Origin of the sequence: Pedococcus sp. 2YAF34, assembly GCF_052114585.1 — a bacterium.
Taxonomy (GTDB): Bacteria; Actinomycetota; Actinomycetes; order Actinomycetales; family Dermatophilaceae; genus Pedococcus.
Genome location: NZ_JBFRFA010000003.1, coordinates 133,669 through 149,975 on the forward strand (window position 1 = coordinate 133,669; position 16,307 = coordinate 149,975).

18 protein-coding genes are annotated in these 16,307 nt (G+C 72.1%); 6 read left to right on the forward strand and 12 right to left on the reverse strand.

Annotated elements, in window-relative coordinates; all coding sequences use genetic code 11:
- The first annotated feature begins 14 nt into the window (after positions 1-14).
- Positions 15-848, forward strand: coding sequence for an enoyl-CoA hydratase/isomerase family protein (locus tag AB4Z02_RS03000; RefSeq protein ID WP_441969187.1), 834 nt, complete (start codon positions 15-17; stop codon positions 846-848).
- A gap of 15 nt (positions 849-863) precedes the next feature.
- Here the strand turns inward: AB4Z02_RS03000 and AB4Z02_RS03005 are convergent, their stop codons facing one another.
- From AB4Z02_RS03005 to dapE, 8 genes are all read right to left on the reverse strand, one after another.
- Positions 864-2,165: a hypothetical protein gene (locus AB4Z02_RS03005; protein WP_441969189.1), complete on the reverse strand. Its 1,302-nt coding sequence runs from the start codon at positions 2,163-2,165 to the stop codon at positions 864-866.
- Entirely contained in the window at positions 2,162-3,352 is a 1,191-nt protein-coding gene (locus AB4Z02_RS03010) for a hypothetical protein (protein WP_441969191.1), read from the reverse strand. The genes AB4Z02_RS03005 and AB4Z02_RS03010 overlap by 4 nt, the downstream gene beginning before the upstream one ends.
- On the reverse strand, positions 3,352-3,957 hold the full coding sequence (locus AB4Z02_RS03015; RefSeq protein ID WP_441969193.1) for a DNA-3-methyladenine glycosylase I: 606 nt from the start codon (positions 3,955-3,957) through the stop codon (positions 3,352-3,354). Before AB4Z02_RS03015 ends, AB4Z02_RS03010 begins: the two co-directional genes overlap by 1 nt.
- Positions 3,954-4,418, reverse strand: coding sequence for an SRPBCC family protein (locus AB4Z02_RS03020; protein WP_441969195.1), 465 nt, complete (start codon positions 4,416-4,418; stop codon positions 3,954-3,956). The genes AB4Z02_RS03015 and AB4Z02_RS03020 overlap by 4 nt, the downstream gene beginning before the upstream one ends.
- Positions 4,419-4,422: 4 nt before the next feature.
- Positions 4,423-4,737 carry a DivIVA domain-containing protein gene (locus tag AB4Z02_RS03025; RefSeq protein ID WP_441969197.1) on the reverse strand — a complete coding sequence of 105 codons (315 nt, stop codon included), beginning with the start codon at positions 4,735-4,737 and terminating at the stop codon, positions 4,423-4,425.
- A gap of 113 nt (positions 4,738-4,850) precedes the next feature.
- Complete coding sequence (locus AB4Z02_RS03030; RefSeq protein ID WP_156399897.1) at positions 4,851-5,105, reverse strand: hypothetical protein; 255 nt, start codon at positions 5,103-5,105, stop codon at positions 4,851-4,853.
- A 40-nt stretch (positions 5,106-5,145) separates the two neighbouring features.
- Positions 5,146-5,865, reverse strand: coding sequence for a TIGR00730 family Rossman fold protein (locus AB4Z02_RS03035; RefSeq protein ID WP_056884079.1), 720 nt, complete (start codon positions 5,863-5,865; stop codon positions 5,146-5,148).
- Between the two features lie 115 nt (positions 5,866-5,980).
- Positions 5,981-7,099 carry a succinyl-diaminopimelate desuccinylase gene (dapE, locus tag AB4Z02_RS03040; RefSeq protein WP_441969199.1) on the reverse strand — a complete coding sequence of 373 codons (1,119 nt, stop codon included), beginning with the start codon at positions 7,097-7,099 and terminating at the stop codon, positions 5,981-5,983.
- 56 nt (positions 7,100-7,155) lie between these two features.
- Between dapE and dapD the strand changes: the two genes are divergently transcribed.
- The 3 genes from dapD to AB4Z02_RS03055 all read left to right on the forward strand — a co-directional run bounded on the left by dapD (position 7,156) and on the right by AB4Z02_RS03055 (position 10,056).
- On the forward strand, positions 7,156-8,088 hold the full coding sequence (gene dapD / locus AB4Z02_RS03045; RefSeq protein ID WP_441969201.1) for a 2,3,4,5-tetrahydropyridine-2,6-dicarboxylate N-succinyltransferase: 933 nt from the start codon (positions 7,156-7,158) through the stop codon (positions 8,086-8,088).
- 2 nt (positions 8,089-8,090) lie between these two features.
- Entirely contained in the window at positions 8,091-8,987 is an 897-nt protein-coding gene (locus tag AB4Z02_RS03050) for a hypothetical protein (protein WP_441969203.1), read from the forward strand.
- Positions 8,988-9,156: 169 nt separating this feature from the next.
- Positions 9,157-10,056, forward strand: coding sequence for an endonuclease domain-containing protein (locus AB4Z02_RS03055; RefSeq protein ID WP_441969205.1), 900 nt, complete (start codon positions 9,157-9,159; stop codon positions 10,054-10,056).
- A 180-nt stretch (positions 10,057-10,236) separates the two neighbouring features.
- On the opposite strand, the gene AB4Z02_RS03060 is transcribed toward AB4Z02_RS03055, so the two are convergent.
- From AB4Z02_RS03060 to fdxA, 3 genes are all read right to left on the reverse strand, one after another.
- Entirely contained in the window at positions 10,237-11,535 is a 1,299-nt protein-coding gene (locus tag AB4Z02_RS03060) for a citrate synthase (RefSeq protein WP_441969207.1), read from the reverse strand.
- A 102-nt stretch (positions 11,536-11,637) separates the two neighbouring features.
- Complete coding sequence (gene dapC / locus AB4Z02_RS03065; RefSeq protein WP_441969209.1) at positions 11,638-12,756, reverse strand: succinyldiaminopimelate transaminase; 1,119 nt, start codon at positions 12,754-12,756, stop codon at positions 11,638-11,640.
- Positions 12,753-13,079 (reverse strand): ferredoxin, encoded by a 327-nt coding sequence (gene fdxA / locus AB4Z02_RS03070; protein WP_056883366.1) that lies wholly within the window; start codon positions 13,077-13,079, stop codon positions 12,753-12,755. Before fdxA ends, dapC begins: the two co-directional genes overlap by 4 nt.
- 21 nt (positions 13,080-13,100) lie before the next feature.
- Between fdxA and AB4Z02_RS03075 the strand changes: the two genes are divergently transcribed.
- Together AB4Z02_RS03075 and AB4Z02_RS03080 are read left to right on the forward strand one after the other, a co-directional pair.
- Positions 13,101-14,174 (forward strand): GNAT family N-acetyltransferase, encoded by a 1,074-nt coding sequence (locus tag AB4Z02_RS03075; RefSeq protein WP_441969211.1) that lies wholly within the window; start codon positions 13,101-13,103, stop codon positions 14,172-14,174.
- A gap of 42 nt (positions 14,175-14,216) precedes the next feature.
- Complete coding sequence (locus AB4Z02_RS03080) at positions 14,217-14,624, forward strand: VOC family protein (protein WP_056883365.1); 408 nt, start codon at positions 14,217-14,219, stop codon at positions 14,622-14,624.
- A gap of 3 nt (positions 14,625-14,627) precedes the next feature.
- Here the strand turns inward: AB4Z02_RS03080 and AB4Z02_RS03085 are convergent, their stop codons facing one another.
- Positions 14,628-16,304 (reverse strand): VanW family protein, encoded by a 1,677-nt coding sequence (locus AB4Z02_RS03085; protein WP_056883364.1) that lies wholly within the window; start codon positions 16,302-16,304, stop codon positions 14,628-14,630.
- Positions 16,305-16,307 lie beyond the last annotated feature (3 nt).

A 16,307-nucleotide genomic window follows, 5' to 3' on the forward strand; every position in this document is an offset into this window, starting at 1 on the left:
GGCATGATGGCGCCATGACGCAGACCCCCGCATCGCCGCAACCCGCCGACCAGCCCACCGCGCAGGACCCCGTGGTCGTCGAGCGGGCCGGGGCGGTCGCCACCGTGCGCCTCAACCGGCCCGACGCGATGAACTCCCTGGACACCCCCACCAAGGAGGCCCTGCTGGCCGCCCTCACCGAGGTCGCGGACGACCCGCAGGTGCGCTGCGTCGTGCTCACCGGCACCAGTCGGGCGTTCTGCGTCGGGCAGGACCTGCGCGAGCACATCCGCCTACAGCAGGCCGACGACGAGTCGCTGTGGCGCACCGTGCCCGAGCACTACAACCCGATCGTCGAGCTCCTCACCACGATGGACAAGCCCGTCGTGGCCGCGGTCAACGGGGTGGCCGCCGGCGCCGGGGCGGCGTTCGCGATGGCGGCGGACTTCCGGGTCATGGTCGACACAGCCGGGTTCAACCTCGCCTTCGCGGGCATCGCCCTGTCGTGCGACTCCGGCTCCTCCTGGACCCTGCAGCGGCTCGTCGGGCCGGCCCGCGCGAAGGAGCTGCTGCTCCTCCCCCGCACCGTCCCCGCCGACGAGTGCCTCTCCCTCGGCATGGTGACCAGGGTCGTCCCGGCGGAGGACCTCGAGGCGACGGTCACCGAGCTCGCCACCACGCTCGCCCAGGGCCCCACGCTGGCCTACGGCTCGATCCGCCGCGCGGTCGCGTTCAGCGCGGGGCACGACCTGACCGCGTCGCTGGCGCAGGAGGCGGAGTACATGGCTCGCACGGGCGCGAGCGCTGACCACAAGGCGGCGGTCGCGGCGTTCCTGGCCAAGGAGAAGCCGGTCTTCAGCGGGAGCTGACGGGGCCGGGCCAGGTCAGGGCGGGGTCGCGGCCCACGGCACGTAGGTGAGCAGGGTGCAGGTGAACCACAGCTGCCCCGCGAGCAGGGCCAGCGCCACCAGCCCCACCCGCCGGCGCCAGTGCGGCACCACCGAGGCCCCCGTGGACGTGCGCATCGCCACCGACGCGACGAGCGCGGCGATCGGGAAGTCGAGCAGCAGGAACCGCCACATGCTGGTGATGGGCCGGACCACGGCGAGCAGGTAGAGGGGGTAGGCCAGCGCCCACACCCGCAGCTCGATGGCCAGCCACCTGCCGTGGCGCCCGAGGATGAGGGCGATGTAGGTCGCGACGAGTCCGACGAGGACGGCCACGCCGACGACGCCGTGCGCGTCCCAGGCCCAGGCGAGCCAGAGCACGAAGGGGCCCGACTCCGGTTTCTGCCCCCAGGCCGCCTGCACGTCGAAGAAGGCCATGGGCAGGCCGCTGGCGAGGCCGACCACCACGGGCCACGCGAGCGAGGAGGCGGCCGTGGCCGCCAGCATGGCGACGGCCGAGGTGCGCTGCCCACTGAGGGGCCGGGTCCCCGCGGCGCGGTCCTCGCGCCAGCGCAGCACCAGGTGGGCGATCGCCGCGCAGGCGATCGCCGGGGCCGCGGCCCGGGTGAAGCCGAGGGCGATGGCCACGACCGCGACCAGGGCGTAGCTGCGCCGCATGAGCAGCAGCAGCGAGAGCGCGATGAGGGCGCCCGCGAGCGCCTCGGTGTAGGGCATGACGAGGATGGCCGTGGCGGGGTACAGGCACCACAGCAGGCCGGCCACGAGCGCGAGGCGCTCACGCGCCGGCTGGGGCGCTGCGTGCAGGGCGAAGTTGAAGCACTTCCAGACCAGCACCGTGCAGGCGGCGCCGAGCACCAGGTTGAGCGCGACGGCGGCGAGCTCGAACGGCAGGCCGGTCCACATGAGGACCCGCACGAGCATGGGGAACGCCGGGTAGAAGGCCCAGGCGCTGTAGGTGAGCAGCCCGGTCTCGGGGTCGGCCGGCAGTGGCACCGGGTAGCCGCCGGTCGCGATGCGCCGGTACCAGACGCTGTCCCAGCTCTCGAGGATGTCGCCCACCGACGGGTGCAGGTGGCCCACCCCGGCAGGCGTCTGGAACCACGTCGCGGCCACCCACATGGCGAGGAGCACGAGGACCCGGGTCACGGCGTACCAGAGCACGAGGAACACGACGGGTCGGCGCAGAGCCCACCCGGCGGCGGCGCTGCGTCCGTCGGAGGTCAGCAGCGAGGGCAGACGGCGACCGCCGAGACCGGCAGGAGCGGTGGGGGCGGTCACGGCGGGTAGTCCGCTGGGGGGTGGTAGACGAGCAGCTTCCAGATCCACGCCGCCTGGCCCACCACGCCGAGCGCGACCAGCACCCCGACGCGCACCCACAGCCAGCGCGCGGTCCGGGTGACCCATCCCCCGCCCAGCACGACGGCGACGAGGGGGAACAGGGGCAGCGCGTAGCGGAAGATGCTGGTGAAGGGGTCCAGCACGAGGGCGAGGTAGGCAGGGTAGGCGAGGCACCAGGTGCGCAGCTCCGGCCCGAGCCGCGTGGCCCAGGGACCGCAGGTGAGCACCACGATGGTCGTCACGAGCGCGGCAAGGCCGACGGGGCCGAAGACCGCCGCCCCCTCGAAGTCGCGGAAGGCCCACTGCGACATGCCCAGCCACGGCTTGAGCGGTTCGATGTGGTTGCCTACCCGCCAGGACGCCATGGTGTCGGTGTACGCGGTGCGGGAGCCTGTGACGTACCAGGCGACCAGCGGCCACAGCACGGCCGCCAGGCAGGAGGTGGCAAGGGCCGCGCCAATGGCGAGGAGCTCGCCCCGGCGCAGCGGGTCCCGCTCCCGCGACCGCCAGCGCAGCCAGGCCGCGACGGCGACGACCGCCACGACGGGGACGGCGATGGGGCGCGTCAGCCCGAGGACCAGCGCCAGCACGGCCACCACACCCCAGCTCCGGCGCATCACCGCCCACAGGAGTCCGCAGAGCACGAGCATCGCCATCGACTCGGTGTAGGCCAGCTGGAGCGAGACCGACGCCGGGAACGCCGCCCACACGGCCACCGCCCCGAGCGCGACCGCCGGCCCGACCCGGTCGGCGAGCAGACGCGCCATGAGGACGGCTGCCCCCAGTCCGCACAGCAGGGCCAGTGTCGAGGCCACGGCCGGGAACCCCAGCCCGGTGACGCCCATGAGCATCCGCGACAGCAGCGGGAACAGCGGGTAGAACGCCCAGGCGTTCTGGGCCACGTGCCCGCTGGCCGGGTCGACCGGTAGCACGGTGGGGTACCCGTGCTCGGCGACGTGGCGGTACCAGCTGCCGTCCCACAGCACCGTCATGTCGATGAACTCGACGCTCGGGCCGGTCCAGTCCGGCATGACGACCTGGTCGCGGCTGGCGAGCAGCAGCAGCAGGGCCGACACCGCCCGCAGTCCCAGGTAGGTCAGGGCCACCCTCGCGGTGAGGGTGCGCATCATGACCGCTCGCCGGCCGTCCCGCTGCCCAGGGCTGCCGCGCGGTGGCACCCGGCCAGGTGGTCGTCGACGAGGCCACACGCCTGCATCGCGGCATACATCGTCGTGGGGCCGACGAAGACGAACCCGGCCTTCTTGAGGCCCTTGGCGAGCGCGATGCTCTCCGGGGAGGTCGCGCGCAGCTCCGCCACCGAGCGCGGTGGCTGGTGATCCGCGGGCGCGTGCGACCAGATGAAGGCGTCGAGCCCGCCCTGCTCGCGCAGGGCCAGGACGGCAGCGGCGTTGCGGATGGCGGCGTCGACCTTGAGGCGGTTGCGCACGATGCCCGCGTCGGCCATCAACCGCTCGCGGTCGCGCTCGTCGAAGCGCGCGACGACCTCGGCGTCGAAGCCGGCGAACGCGGCACGGAAGGCCTCGCGCTTGCGCAGGATCGTCAGCCACGACAGGCCGGACTGGAACGCCTCGAGGGTGAGGCGCTCGTACAGCGCCTGCTCACCGTGGACGGGTACGCCCCACTCGGTGTCGTGGTAGACGAGGTAGTCCGGCGTCGCACCGGCCCACGCGCAGCGGGTGAGCCCGTCCGCACCGGTGGAGAGGCCGGTCACCGCGGGATCCGGCGGGACGCCGCCCGCACCAGCATCGCGTCGATGGCGCGGCCGTAGAGCCAGGCGCTCGCGCGGTCGAGCAGCGGGTCGAAGAAGCGCTTGAAGGGCAGCGGCCGCACGACGACGTCCTCCACCCAGTCGAGCCGCGAGCCACCGTCGTCCCTCGGCGACACCGTGACCTCCGCCCAGCCGCCGAGCAGCCGTCCCGTCTTGACGACGCGGAAGACGCCTGTGGTGCCGTCGGCCGGCGGGTCCCAGCGGGTCACGAGCATCGAGTCGGAGAAGGCCAGGCGGCCGAGACCGGTGAGGCCGGCGAAGCCCCACCCCACGCGGGGCTGCCCCTCGTCGGTGACCATGCGCGTCATGGGCATCCACGCGCCGTACCCGTCGAAGGCGGCGACGACGTCCCAGACCTGCGCGGGGGTCGCGGAGGTCTCGCGGACCAGGTGGAGGGCGGCCATGGTGTCAGCGCAGCGCGTCGGTGCCGTCGTGAGGCGCTTCGACGCGCTCCTGCGGCTCGGCCACGCGCTGCTCCAGCTCGGCGATGCGGTCCTGCAGCCGGTCGAGGACCGTGTCGACCTGGTCCATGCGGTAGCCGCGCAGCGCGGTGTCGAAGCGCAGCGCGGAGATCTCGTCGGCCGCGAAGCCGTCGGGCAGGTGGGGCTCGCTCTGGGTCGTGGTCGCCTCGGCGAGCGGGTCGTAGTGCAGCCGGCCGGTCACGAGCGCGGCGAATCCCCCCACCAGCAGGACGGCGACGGCGATGAACAGGACCCAGATCACGCAGGTGATAGTCGCACGAGTTCCTCAGGACTTCCTATCCACCCCGCGGTGCGTGGCCACACGAGCAGCGGGAGACCAGCGCCGGGGAGCGGGAGGTCGAGGCCAGCCGGGGATCAGCCTGCGGTGTCGAGCCCGAGCGCCGGTTCGTCGTCGGAGTCGGCGTGCGCGACGGCGCTGCGCGCGAGCATCTCGACCACGGCGGGCACGTCCTCGGGCAGCAGGCGCACCGTGGCCCGGCAGACGCCGTCCTGCCAGATCGACAGCACCACCCGCCCGGACTCCGGGTGCCCCGAGACGCGCAGCGTGCGACCGGCGACGTCCCGTCCGACGACGACGTCACCGTGCCTCGGCAGCGGCGAGATGGTCACCTGACCATCATCCGCCAGGACCACGGCCGCAGTCCATGGCTCACTCGGGTCGTCTGGCGGTGACTTCCTCGTCGGCGAGGGTGACGATGCGGACGGCCTCAGCCACGTCGTCGGTGAGGTGGAGCAGGTCGATGTCCTTGGCGTTGACGGTGCCCGCCTCCAGGACCGCGCCGCGCAGCCAGTCGAACAGCCCACCCCAGTACTCGGTGCCGATGAGGACGATCGGGAACGAAGTGACCTTGCGTGTCTGCACGAGCGTCACCGCCTCGAACAGCTCGTCCAGGGTCCCGAAGCCGCCTGGGAGCACGATGAACCCGCGCGCGTACTTGACGAACATCGTCTTGCGGGCGAAGAAGTAGCGGAAGTTGACGCCGAGGTTGACGTGCTCGTTGAGCCCCTGCTCGAAGGGGAGCTCGATCCCGAGCCCGACCGAGGCGCCGCCGGCCTCGATGGCACCCCGGTTCGCCGCCTCCATCGCGCCGGGCCCACCGCCGGTGATGACGGCATACCCCGCCTCGACCAGGGCACGCCCCAGTTCGGTGCCGAGCTCGTAGTAGGCCGTGCCGGGCTCCGTGCGCGCCGAGCCGAAGACGCTCACCGCCGGTCCGAGCTCGGCCAGCGCGCCGAAGCCCTCGACGAACTCGCTCTGGATGCGCATGACCCGCCACGGGTCCGTGTGCAGCCATTCGGTGGACCCGCGGCTGTCGAGAAGGCGCTGGTCGGTCGTGCTCGCCGGGACGCGCGAGCCGCGCAGGGTCACCGGGCCCGTGTGGTAGTCGAAGTCGTGCGGTCGGACGGGGCTCCCCGCCTCGACCGGCTGCTCGGTCGCGCCGGCCGTACGGGTCTGCTCGGGCTTGTCGCTCACGCGCGCCAACCTACGCGAGCCAGCGCAGCAGGGCCGCCTCTGCCGACTCCAGCTGCGGGACCGGGCAGCGCTCCTCGTCGTGGTGGGCGAGGTTGGGGTCACCGGGGCCGAAGTTCACCGCCGGCACGCCCATGGCGGCGAAGCGGGCCACGTCGGTCCAGCCCTGCTTGGCGACGACGTCGACGCCCAGCGCCGCGACGAACCCCTGTGCCGCCGGCAGGTCGAGTCCCGGGCGCGCACCTCCTGCGTTGTCCTTGATGGTGACGACGAACCCGCTGAACAGCTGGTCGACCAGGGCCGCCGCGTCGTCCTCGGACTTGTCGGGCGCGTAGCGGTAGTTGACCGTCACCACGCACCGGTCGGGGATGACGTTCCCCGCGATGCCACCGGTGATGCCCACGGCGTTCATCGCCTCGCGGTACTCCAGGCCGTCGACCACGACCGTCTCCGGCTGGTACTCCGCGAGCCGCGCCAGGACCTCGGCGGCGTCGTGGATGGCGTTGTGCCCGTTCCAGGGTCGCGCGCTGTGGGCGGCGATGCCCTTGGTGACGACCTCGGCCCGCAGGGTGCCCTTGCAGCCGCCCTCGACGATGGAGCCCGTCGGCTCGAGCAGCACCGCGAAGTCGGCGTCCTCGATGAGGTCGGGGCGCTGCTGCTGGATGTGGAGAAGCCCGTTGTACTCGCTGTCGATCTCCTCGCCCTCGTAGAAGACGAAGGTGAGGTCGCGGCTGGGCTCTGCGACCAGGGCGGCCTTGAGCTGCACGGCGACACCGCCCTTCATGTCGACGGTCCCGCGGCCCCACAGGTCGTCGCCCTCGCGGTGGGCCGGCAGGTTGGGCGGGTCGACCGTCAGCGGCACCGTGTCGATGTGGCCGGCGAGGACGACGCGCTCGTCGCGGCCGAGCTCGGTGCGCGCCACGAGGGTGTTGCCGATGCGGGTGACGGTGAGGTGCTCGAGCGGCTCGAGCGCTGACTCGATGGCGTCGCAGACCCGCTGCTCGTCCCGGCTGACCGACTCGATGTCGCACAGGGCAGCGGTGAGGCTGACGACGTCGGCGGTCAGGTCGAGGGGGGCGGGGTCGCCCGGAGCGGGCTCGTGCGTGCGGTTGTCGTCCAGGTCGTTCGCCATGCCGTGAGCCTATCCAGCGTCAGGATCGGCTCCTCTGCTCCCCTAGGCTGGTCGCCATGAGCAGTGGGCGCAGCGCGTGGGGTTTCGGACTGGCGACGACGACCGACGACGGGACCGTCCTCGACACGTGGTTCCCGCAGCCGACGCTGGGCGCGCGACCGGATGGCGCGGCTGCCCCGGCCGAGCTCGAGGCCCTGGCGGGCGAGGACGAGGTGCGCCGCGTCCGGCGTGAGGTCGTCGACGTCGAGGTCGACCTCGATGCCGCACCGGCCGGCGCCAGCGACGCCTACCTGCGCCTGCACCTGCTCTCGCACTGCCTCGTCGAGCCCAACAGCATCAACCTCGACGGCATCTTCGGCGCCCTCGCCAACGTCGTCTGGACCACCCAGGGCCCCTGCGCGGTCGACGGCTTCGAGCTGACCCGCGCCCGCCTGCGTGCCCGCGGGCCGGTCAACGTGCTCGGGATCGACAAGTTCCCGCGCATGGTCGACTACGTCGTGCCCGCAGGAGTCCGCATCGCCGACGCCGACCGCGTGCGGCTCGGCGCCCACCTCGCCCCCGGCACCACCGTGATGCACGAGGGTTTCGTCAACTACAACGCCGGCACCCTGGGCAGCTCCATGGTCGAGGGCCGCATCTCCCAGGGCGTCGTCGTCGGCGACGGGTCCGACGTCGGTGGCGGCGCGTCCACCATGGGCACCCTCTCCGGCGGTGGCACCGAGCGCGTCCGCGTCGGAGAGCGCTGCCTGCTCGGCGCGGAGTCGGGCCTGGGCATCGCGCTCGGGGACGACTGCGTCGTCGAGGCCGGGCTCTACCTCACCGCCGGCACCAAGGTGACCCTGGCCGACGGCCGGGTCGTCAAGGCCCGCGAGCTCTCCGGCCAGGACAACCTGCTGTTCATCCGCAACTCGGTGAGCGGCACCGTCGAGGCCAAGGCCCGCGACGGGCACGGCATCGTCCTCAACTCGGCACTCCACGCGAACGACTAGCCGTGGCACGCACCAGGCGGGGGGTGGTCCTCGCCGAGCAGTCGACCCCGTCGAGGACCCGGCGCCTGGTCACCCGGCTCGTCCTGCTGCTCTTCGCGGCAGGGCTCGTGTTCGCCGGCTGGGTCGGCGTACGCGGCGTGGTGCACAACCTCGGCGGCCCCCGCTGCCAGGCCACCGCGCTGGGTACGAGCGTGGACTTCGACCCCAGCCAGACCGCGTACGCGGCCACGATGGTGGCCATCGCGGAGAAACGCGGCCTGCCCGCGCGGGCGGGCACCATCGCGATCGCCACGGCGCTCCAGGAGTCCAAGCTCCGCAACCTCACCTACGGCGACCGCGACTCCGTCGGGCTGTTCCAGCAGCGGCCGAGCCAGGGCTGGGGCACCGAGAAGCAGATCCTCGACCCGGTCTACGCCACGAACAAGTTCTACGACGCGCTGGTGAAGATCGACGGCTACGAGCAGATGCGCATCACCGAGATCGCGCAGAAGGTGCAGCGCTCGGCCTACCCCGAGGCCTACGCCGACCACGAGCAGGAGGGCCGCATCATGGCCTCGGCACTCAGCGGCCACTCCCCCGGTGGCCTCGGGTGCCGGCTCGACCAGGCCGGCCAGGGCACCCCGAGCGCCCTGCGCGACGCCCTCTCCAAGGAGCTCGGCACGAAGGCCACCGTCAGCGGGCGAACGCTCACCGTGCGCGCCGGCAGCGAGCGCGGCGCCTGGAGCGCAGGCTCGTTCGCCGTCGCCAAGGCGTCGCAGTACGGCGCCACGAAGGTGCGGGTCGGGGCCAGGCAGTGGACCCGCACGCGCGACCCCGAGGGCTGGACCTGGACCAGGGCCAAGGGCGGCTCGGCCACGACCGTGACCGTCACCTTCGCCACCACCCCCGCCGCCCGCTGACCCGCGTCGCTGACGCGCGACGCTGACCCGTGCTGCTCCCCCCGCCCAGCTGCGTTCAGTGAGCGCGAAGTGTCTCCACGACGGCCCGATTCAGGCACTTGGCGCTCACTCAGCGGGGGGTGTGGACAACCCGGGTCCTTGGGCTGGGCTCTCGGTCAGGCTGGACCGTGTGGCTCGTGCCTTGTCCCCGCTCCCGCCCTCCCTGCGCGACGCAGCCTTCCGCGTCGCGGACGCGCGGGACCTGGACGTGCCCGCCAGCAGGCTGCGGCGGACAGACCTCCACCGCCCGACCCGCGGCGTGCGGAGCCTCGTGGCTGCCACCGACCTCGAGCAGCGCGCCCGACAGGTGGCGTTGACCCTTCCAGACCCGTGGGCCTGGTCCCACCTGACCGCTGCCCGGCTCTACCGGCTGCCCCTGCCGAAGCGCGAGTTCCTGGACGAACCGCTCCACGTGAGCCGACCCACCTCCGCGACCCAGGTGAGACGGCCAGGCGTGTTGGGACACCGCGGCCTGGAGCACCGTGAGCTGGTCGAGCTGCGTGGGCACCGGGTCACGTCAGAGGCATGGACCTGGGCGGACCTTGCGTCGCTCCCCGGCATCTCGCGCACCGACCTCGTGATCGCCGGTGACGCATTCGTCGCGCGGGTTCCCGCGTTGCTGCCGGACCTGCGCGCACTCGCCGCGGGCACGGAGGTCCGCCGTGGGGTGCGAGCGCTGCGCCAGGCAGCCGCGCTGTTGCGCGTCGGCTCTGGCTCGCCGATGGAGTCCCGGGCCAGGCTGGTCTTCGCCGATGCGTCCCTGCCGGAGCCCGAGCTCAACGGCGTCATCAGCGACGAAGGCGGCCAGTTCGTCGCGCGTGGAGACTTCGTGTGGCGCAGCGCAAAGGTGGTGGTGGAGTACGAGGGCGACCACCACCGCACCGACCGACGCCAGTGGCAGCACGACATCGCCCGCACCCGGCTGCTCGAGGCGCTGGGCTGGAAGGTCATCCGCATCACCGCTGCGGATCTGCACGACCCCCGCTCGCGTCGAGAGCTGCTGGCCGTGCTGGGGGGCCTGCTCACCTGACGTGCGCTCAGTGAGCGCGAAGTGTCGCCGACCTTCACGGATTCCGACACCTTGCGCTCACTGAGCGCAAGGCGGCGGGGAGCGCGAGCCGGCCTGCCACTATCGGAGGCAGGGCGGGTATGGCGCGAGGCCCGGTTCCGTGGGGAACCGGGCCTCGCGGCGTACTGGGTGCTCGTGGGATCAGCGGGCGCTGAAGTCCACGTAGTCGCGCTCGGTGGCGCCGGTGTAGATCTGGCGCGGGCGGCCGATCTTGGTTTCCGGGTCCTCGATCATCTCGCGCCACTGGGCGATCCAGCCGGGGAGGCGGCCGAGGGCGAACAGGACGGTGAACATCTTCGTCGGGAAGCCCATGGCCTTGTAGATCAGGCCGGTGTAGAAGTCGACGTTGGGGTAGAGCTTGCGCTCCACGAAGTAGTCGTCCTCGAGCGCGCGCTGCTCGAGCTGGAGCGCGATGTCGAGCAGCGGGTCCTTGACGCCGTCCTTGTTGATGATGGTGTCGGCGGTCTTCTTGATGATCGCGGCGCGCGGGTCGTAGTTCTTGTAGACCCGGTGGCCGAAGCCCATCAGCTTGACCCCGTCCTCCTTGTTCTTGACCTTCTTGACGAAGGTGTCGACGTCGCCGCCGTTCTTGGCGATGCCGTCGAGCATCTCCAGCACCGCCGAGTTGGCGCCGCCGTGCAGCGGGCCCGAGAGCGCGTGGATGCCGGCGGAGACGGAGTTGAACAGGTTGGCTTGGGCCGAGCCGACGAGGCGCACCGTCGAGGTGGAGCAGTTCTGCTCGTGGTCGGCGTGCAGGATCAGCAGGAGGTCGAGCGCCTTGACCATGTCGGGGTCGAGGTCGTAGGGCTCGGCCGGGAAGCCGAACGTCATGCGCAGGAAGTTCTCGGTGACCGACAGGGAGTTGTCGGGGTAGAGGAACGGCTGGCCGACCGACTTCTTGTAGGCGTAGGCCGCGATGGTCGGCAGCTTGGCCAGCAGGCGCACGGTCGAGATCTCGACCTGCTCCTTGTCGAACGGGTCGAGGCTGTCCTGGTAGAAGGTGCCGAGCGCGGAGACCGCGGACGACAGCACCGGCATCGGGTGGGCGTCGCGCGGGAAGCCGCTGAAGAACGCCTTGAGGTCCTCGTGCAGCAGGGTGTGGCGACGGATCTTCTGGTCGAAGTCGTCGAGCTCGGCCTGCGTCGGCAGCTCGCCGTAGATGAGGAGGTAGGACACCTCGAGGAAGCTCGACTTCTCGGCCAGCTGCTCGATCGGGTAGCCGCGGTAGCGCAGGATGCCCTGGTCACCGTCGATGTAGGTGACGGCGCTGTTGCACGAGGCCGTGTTGACGAAACCGATGTCGAGGGTGGTGTTGCCGGTCGCCTTCATCAGCTTGCTGATGTCGTAGCCGTTGTTGCCCTCTGCTGCCTTCACCAGTGGAAGGGCGATCTCCTTGTCGCCCGCCTTCAGCGTGGCGCCAGTGGATCCGTCTTTGCTCATGTGTAACCATCCTCCAGTGTCCTGGGCGGGCACCTTCACACGGCGTGCCTCGCGCACGCTCGACGCTACCCCAGAACCCCGCAGGGCCTGAAAACGGGCCGGTCAGGAGCGGAGGCGCTCCACCGCGGTCGCGATGCGCTCGTCGGTGGCGGTGAGGGCGATCCGCACGTGCTCCCGGCCGGCCTGTCCGTAGAAGGTCCCGGGGGCGGCCAGGATCCCGCGCCGGGACAGGGCGTCGATGGTCGCCCAGGCGTCCTCGCCCCGGGTCGCCCAGAGGTAGAGGCCCGCGTCGGAGTGGTCGACGCGCAGGCCGAAAGACTCGACGGCCGTACGCAGCCGGGTGCGGCGCGCCGCGTACCGCGCCTTCTGCTCCGCCACGTGGGCGTCGTCACCGAGCGCCGCGGTGAGGGCCTGCTGCACCGGCCAGGGCACGATCATCCCTGCGTGCTTGCGGACCTCGAGCAGCTGCCGGACCAGGGCGACGTCACCGGCCACGAAGGCCGCCCGGTAGCCGGCGAGGTTGGACTGCTTGCTCAGCGAGTAGACGGCGAGCAGCCCCTGGTGCGACCCACCGGTCACGCGGGGGTCGAGGATGCTGGGGGTCGTCGGCTCGGTCGAGTCCTCGCGCCAGTCGAGCTCGGCGTAGCACTCGTCGGAGGCGACCACGACGCCGTGCTGGCGCGCCCAGGCGACGACCTTCGCCAGGTGCTCGACGCCGAGAACGCGACCGGTCGGGTTGCTGGGACTGTTGAGCCACAACAGCTTTGGCGTCGTGGAGGGCGTCAGCGGACCCAGCGCGGCGAGGCCGTCCACGACCTTCGGGGTCGCGCCGGCGAGCCGGGCGCCGACGTCGTAGGTCGGGTAGGCGACGCCCGGGAAGCCGACGACGTCCCCCTGCCCGAGGCCGAGCAGCGTCGGCAGCCAGGCGACGAGCTCCTTGGACCCGATGGTCGGCATGGCGCCGTCCGGGTCGAGGTCCGGCACCCCACGCCGGCGGGCGAACCACGCCGCCACGGCCTCCCGCAGCGGCGCGGTGCCATACGTCAGCGGGTAGCCGGGGGCGTCCGCGGCCGACCGCAGCGCCTCCTGCACCACCGCCGGGGTCGGGTCGACCGGGGTGCCGACCGACAGGTCGACGATCCCGCCGGAGACAGAAGTCGCCCGCTCCTTGTACGGAGCGAGCGAGTCCCAGGGAAAGTCAGGAAGCGAGCGGACCGTCACTCGTCGTGCTCCTGCGGGGGGAGGTCCGCGATGATCGGGTGGTCCTTGGGGATGAGGCCGAGCTTGGCGGCGCCGCCGGGGCTGCCGAGGTCGTCGAAGAACTCGACGTTGGCCTTGTAGTAGTCGGCCCACTGCTCGGGGACGTCGTCCTCGTAGTAGATCGCCTCGACGGGGCAGACCGGCTCGCACGCACCGCAGTCGACGCACTCGTCGGGGTGGATGTAGAGCGACCGCTCACCTTCGTAGATGCAGTCGACCGGGCACTCTTCGATGCAGGCCTTGTCCTTGAGGTCAACGCAAGGCTGGGCGATCACGTACGTCATGGCGCACATACTATGCGGCTCATGTCGGCCGACGTCAGCAACCTCCCCCCGGGGTCACGTGTCGTGGTCAGGTGGCGGTTGGCACAGCCGGACCCGGCCTCGGGCGCGACCCTGACGGACAGCGTCGGCACCCTGACCGGCACCGACGCCACCCACCTCGAGGTGCTCACGGCGAGGGGCCCGGTGCGCATCGAGCGGGCCCGCGTCGTGGCTGCCAAGGAGGTGCCGCCGAAGCCCTCTCGCCGGGGCGCTGCCCACCTGGCCACGTCGATCGAGGACCTCCACGGCGCCGTGGTGCCCTCGTGGGGCGCCCTCGAGCGCGAACAGCTCGGCGACTGGGCGCTGCGGGCGTCGCGCGGGTTCACCCAGCGCGGCAACTCCACCGTGCCCGTGGGCAGCCCCGGCATGCCCCTCGAGGCAGCGGTCGCGCGGGTGGAGCAGTGGTACGCCGCGCGGCAGCTCCCGGCGAAGCTCGCCCTCGCCGGGCCCGAGGGCTTCGACGTGGGCGACGACCCCCTCGGTGCGCTGTTGCTCGCCCGGGGCTACACCGTCGGCAGCCTCACCCTCGTGCTGACCGCCTCGGCGGCGACGGTCGCCGCTGCCGACCCCGGCGGCCCGTCCGTCTCCATCGAGCCGACGCCCGGCGACGCGTGGCTGCGGGCCTACCAGGGCACCCGCAGGAGCGACCCGGAGACGGCCCGGGGCGTCCTCACCGGCAGCCCCCGACAGCTGTTCGGCTCGGTGCTGCCCGGCGGCGGGCTGTCGCAGCAGCTCGGGCTGCGGGCGCGTGACGCCGCGGGGACGACCCCGATCGCGTTGGCGCGGCTGGGGTTCGGTGCCGGCTGGGCCGGGCTGGGCGCGGTCTGGACCGACCCGGCCTACCGCGGGCGCGGGCTCGCGGCGCACCTGACCGCGCGGCTGGCGGACGCGGCCCTGCGCGAGGGGGTCAGCCTCCTGCACCTGCAGGTGGAGCACGACAACGCCACGGCGATCCGCCTCTACGAGCGGCTCGGCTTCGCCCACCACTCCTCCTACGCCTACCTGACCTCGCCGCAGGAGCCGGGCCCCGCCACCCCCCCGGACGCATCGTCGTAAAGGGCTGGCGCCGGACCGCGGCGGCCCACGACAGTGGGAGCCATGACGTCACGCATCTCCCACACCACCGTCGACTCCAGCAACGCCTACGCCCAGTCCGTCTGGTGGGGGCAGGTGCTCGGGTTCGGCGAGGACCCGCGCGACCCCAACCTGCCGGGGCACGAGGAGTGCATGATCTTCTCGAGTGACGGGCGCCAGCGCGTGCTGTTCATCGAGGTGCCCGAGGGCAAGGTCGTCAAGAACCGGCTGCACTTCGACCTCTCCCCCACCGACGCGACCCGGGAGGAGGAGGTCGAGCGCCTGCTGGGCCTCGGCGCGCGGGTGTTCGCCGACCTGCGGGTCGAGGGCGGCGGCGGGTGGGTCACCATGCTCGACCCCGAGGGCAACGAGTTCTGCGTGCTGCGCAGCGAGTCCGAGCGCCCCGACCCGTACGCCCACCTCGTCAGCTGACCCTTACGGGTTGGTGCAGACGACGTCGTCCTCGGGGATGTAGTGCGTCGAGAACTGCGACGTCTTGACCACCTTCCCCGCCTTCTTGAAGATCCTGGAGACCGTCACGTCGAACCCGGGGGTCGGCGTCTGCGGGACGCAGCCCTTCTTGTCGTCGACGATGCGCTTGGGCTGGATCACGTTGCGGCGCGGGCCCTTCACGGCCTCGACGTCCCAGACCTTGGTGCCGTGGAACGTCACCGTGACGGTCTTGTCCGTGGCGACGGCCTGGATGAGGATCCCGTAGCCGGTGTCGTTGGTCCACTTCTGGTCGACGTCGGGCCAGGAGATGGTCGCCTCGCGGCCCTCGGGGTAGCGGGAGATGTAGAAGCTGTGCGGCAGGTACTGTTCGATGCGCACACCGGAGAAGAACGCGGCGTTGAAGGTCGTGGTGGACAGCTGGGAGATGCCGCCGCCGTAGTCCTTCGTCAGGCGTCCGTTGACGATGACCGGAGCCTCGTTGTAGCCCTTCGCGGCGGTGCGCTGGCCCAGCACCTTGTTGAGGCTGAACTGCTCGCCGGGGCCGACGTAGGTGCCGTTGAGCGTCCGCGCGGCGATCTGGATGTTCTCCGTGCGCGGCGGGTTGTACGGCAGGTTGGTCGTGAAGGTCGAGATGACCTCCTTGGGCATGATCTTGACCGCCTGCGCGGTCGTCAGCTTCGGCTGGACCACGGTGCTCTTCACCGTGGCGGTGCGCGTGGCCGAGGTCAGGGCGGGCACGAACGCGGCGACGACGGACCTGTCGTCGAGGCCCACCCCCGTGACGGCCGGCGCCACGGTGGGCTTCGTGCCGCGGAACAGGATCTTCGCGTCCCGTGCCCTGGTCTCCACGCCCGCGGTGGCCGCCGCCGCGTGGACCGAGGCGAGCAGCTTGGTGGTGTCGACGTCGGGCGCGAGGCGGCCGTCCTCGCCCGGCTTCATGGCGATCGCCGGCGCGTACTGCGCGGGCTTGAGCGCGAACCGCTTGGACCCCACGGCGATGGTGACCGGTCCCGACATTGCAGGCGTCGCGAACTCCTTCACCGCCCGGACGACCTCGTCGGCGGACACGGACGGCGCCAGGGTGTCGAGCTTGGCGGCCACGGCGCCCTTGGCGGGCCAGCGCGCGGCGACCTCGTCGGCGGTGCCCGGCACGGAGAGCTTCTGGCCCACGACGGGACGCACGACCGAGACCCTGCCCGAGGGGAACGTGATGCCGCCCTGCACCGCCTGCGTCTCGAGCCGGGGCTGGACGCCCTTGACGGCGTTCTCGAGCTGCTGCCGGTCGACGGAGGTCTTCAGCTGCTCCTCCTGGCCGCCGGTGAGGCGGTCCCACAGGTCGGCCGGCTTGAGGCTGAACCCGCTCAGGCCGTCGACCGTGCCGGCGAGGTCGAACCGGAGCCCGGCGGCGGCAGGGTCGAGCTGCACGGACTTGTCCCCGGCGCTCAGCGTGAGCTTGGCCTTCTCCTTGGGCGCGAGCGCGCGCTGCAGCGTCCTCTCGGCGGAGGCCGGCGCCATACCGCCGATGGGCACGCCCGCCACGGAGGTGTTGGCAGGCACGTGCCGCCCGAGGAACCACGCCAGCCCGAGGTACCCCGCGAGCAGGACCGCCACCGCGACACCGAGCCTCAGCCCGGCGGAGCCGCCTTCCTTCACGCCCACTCC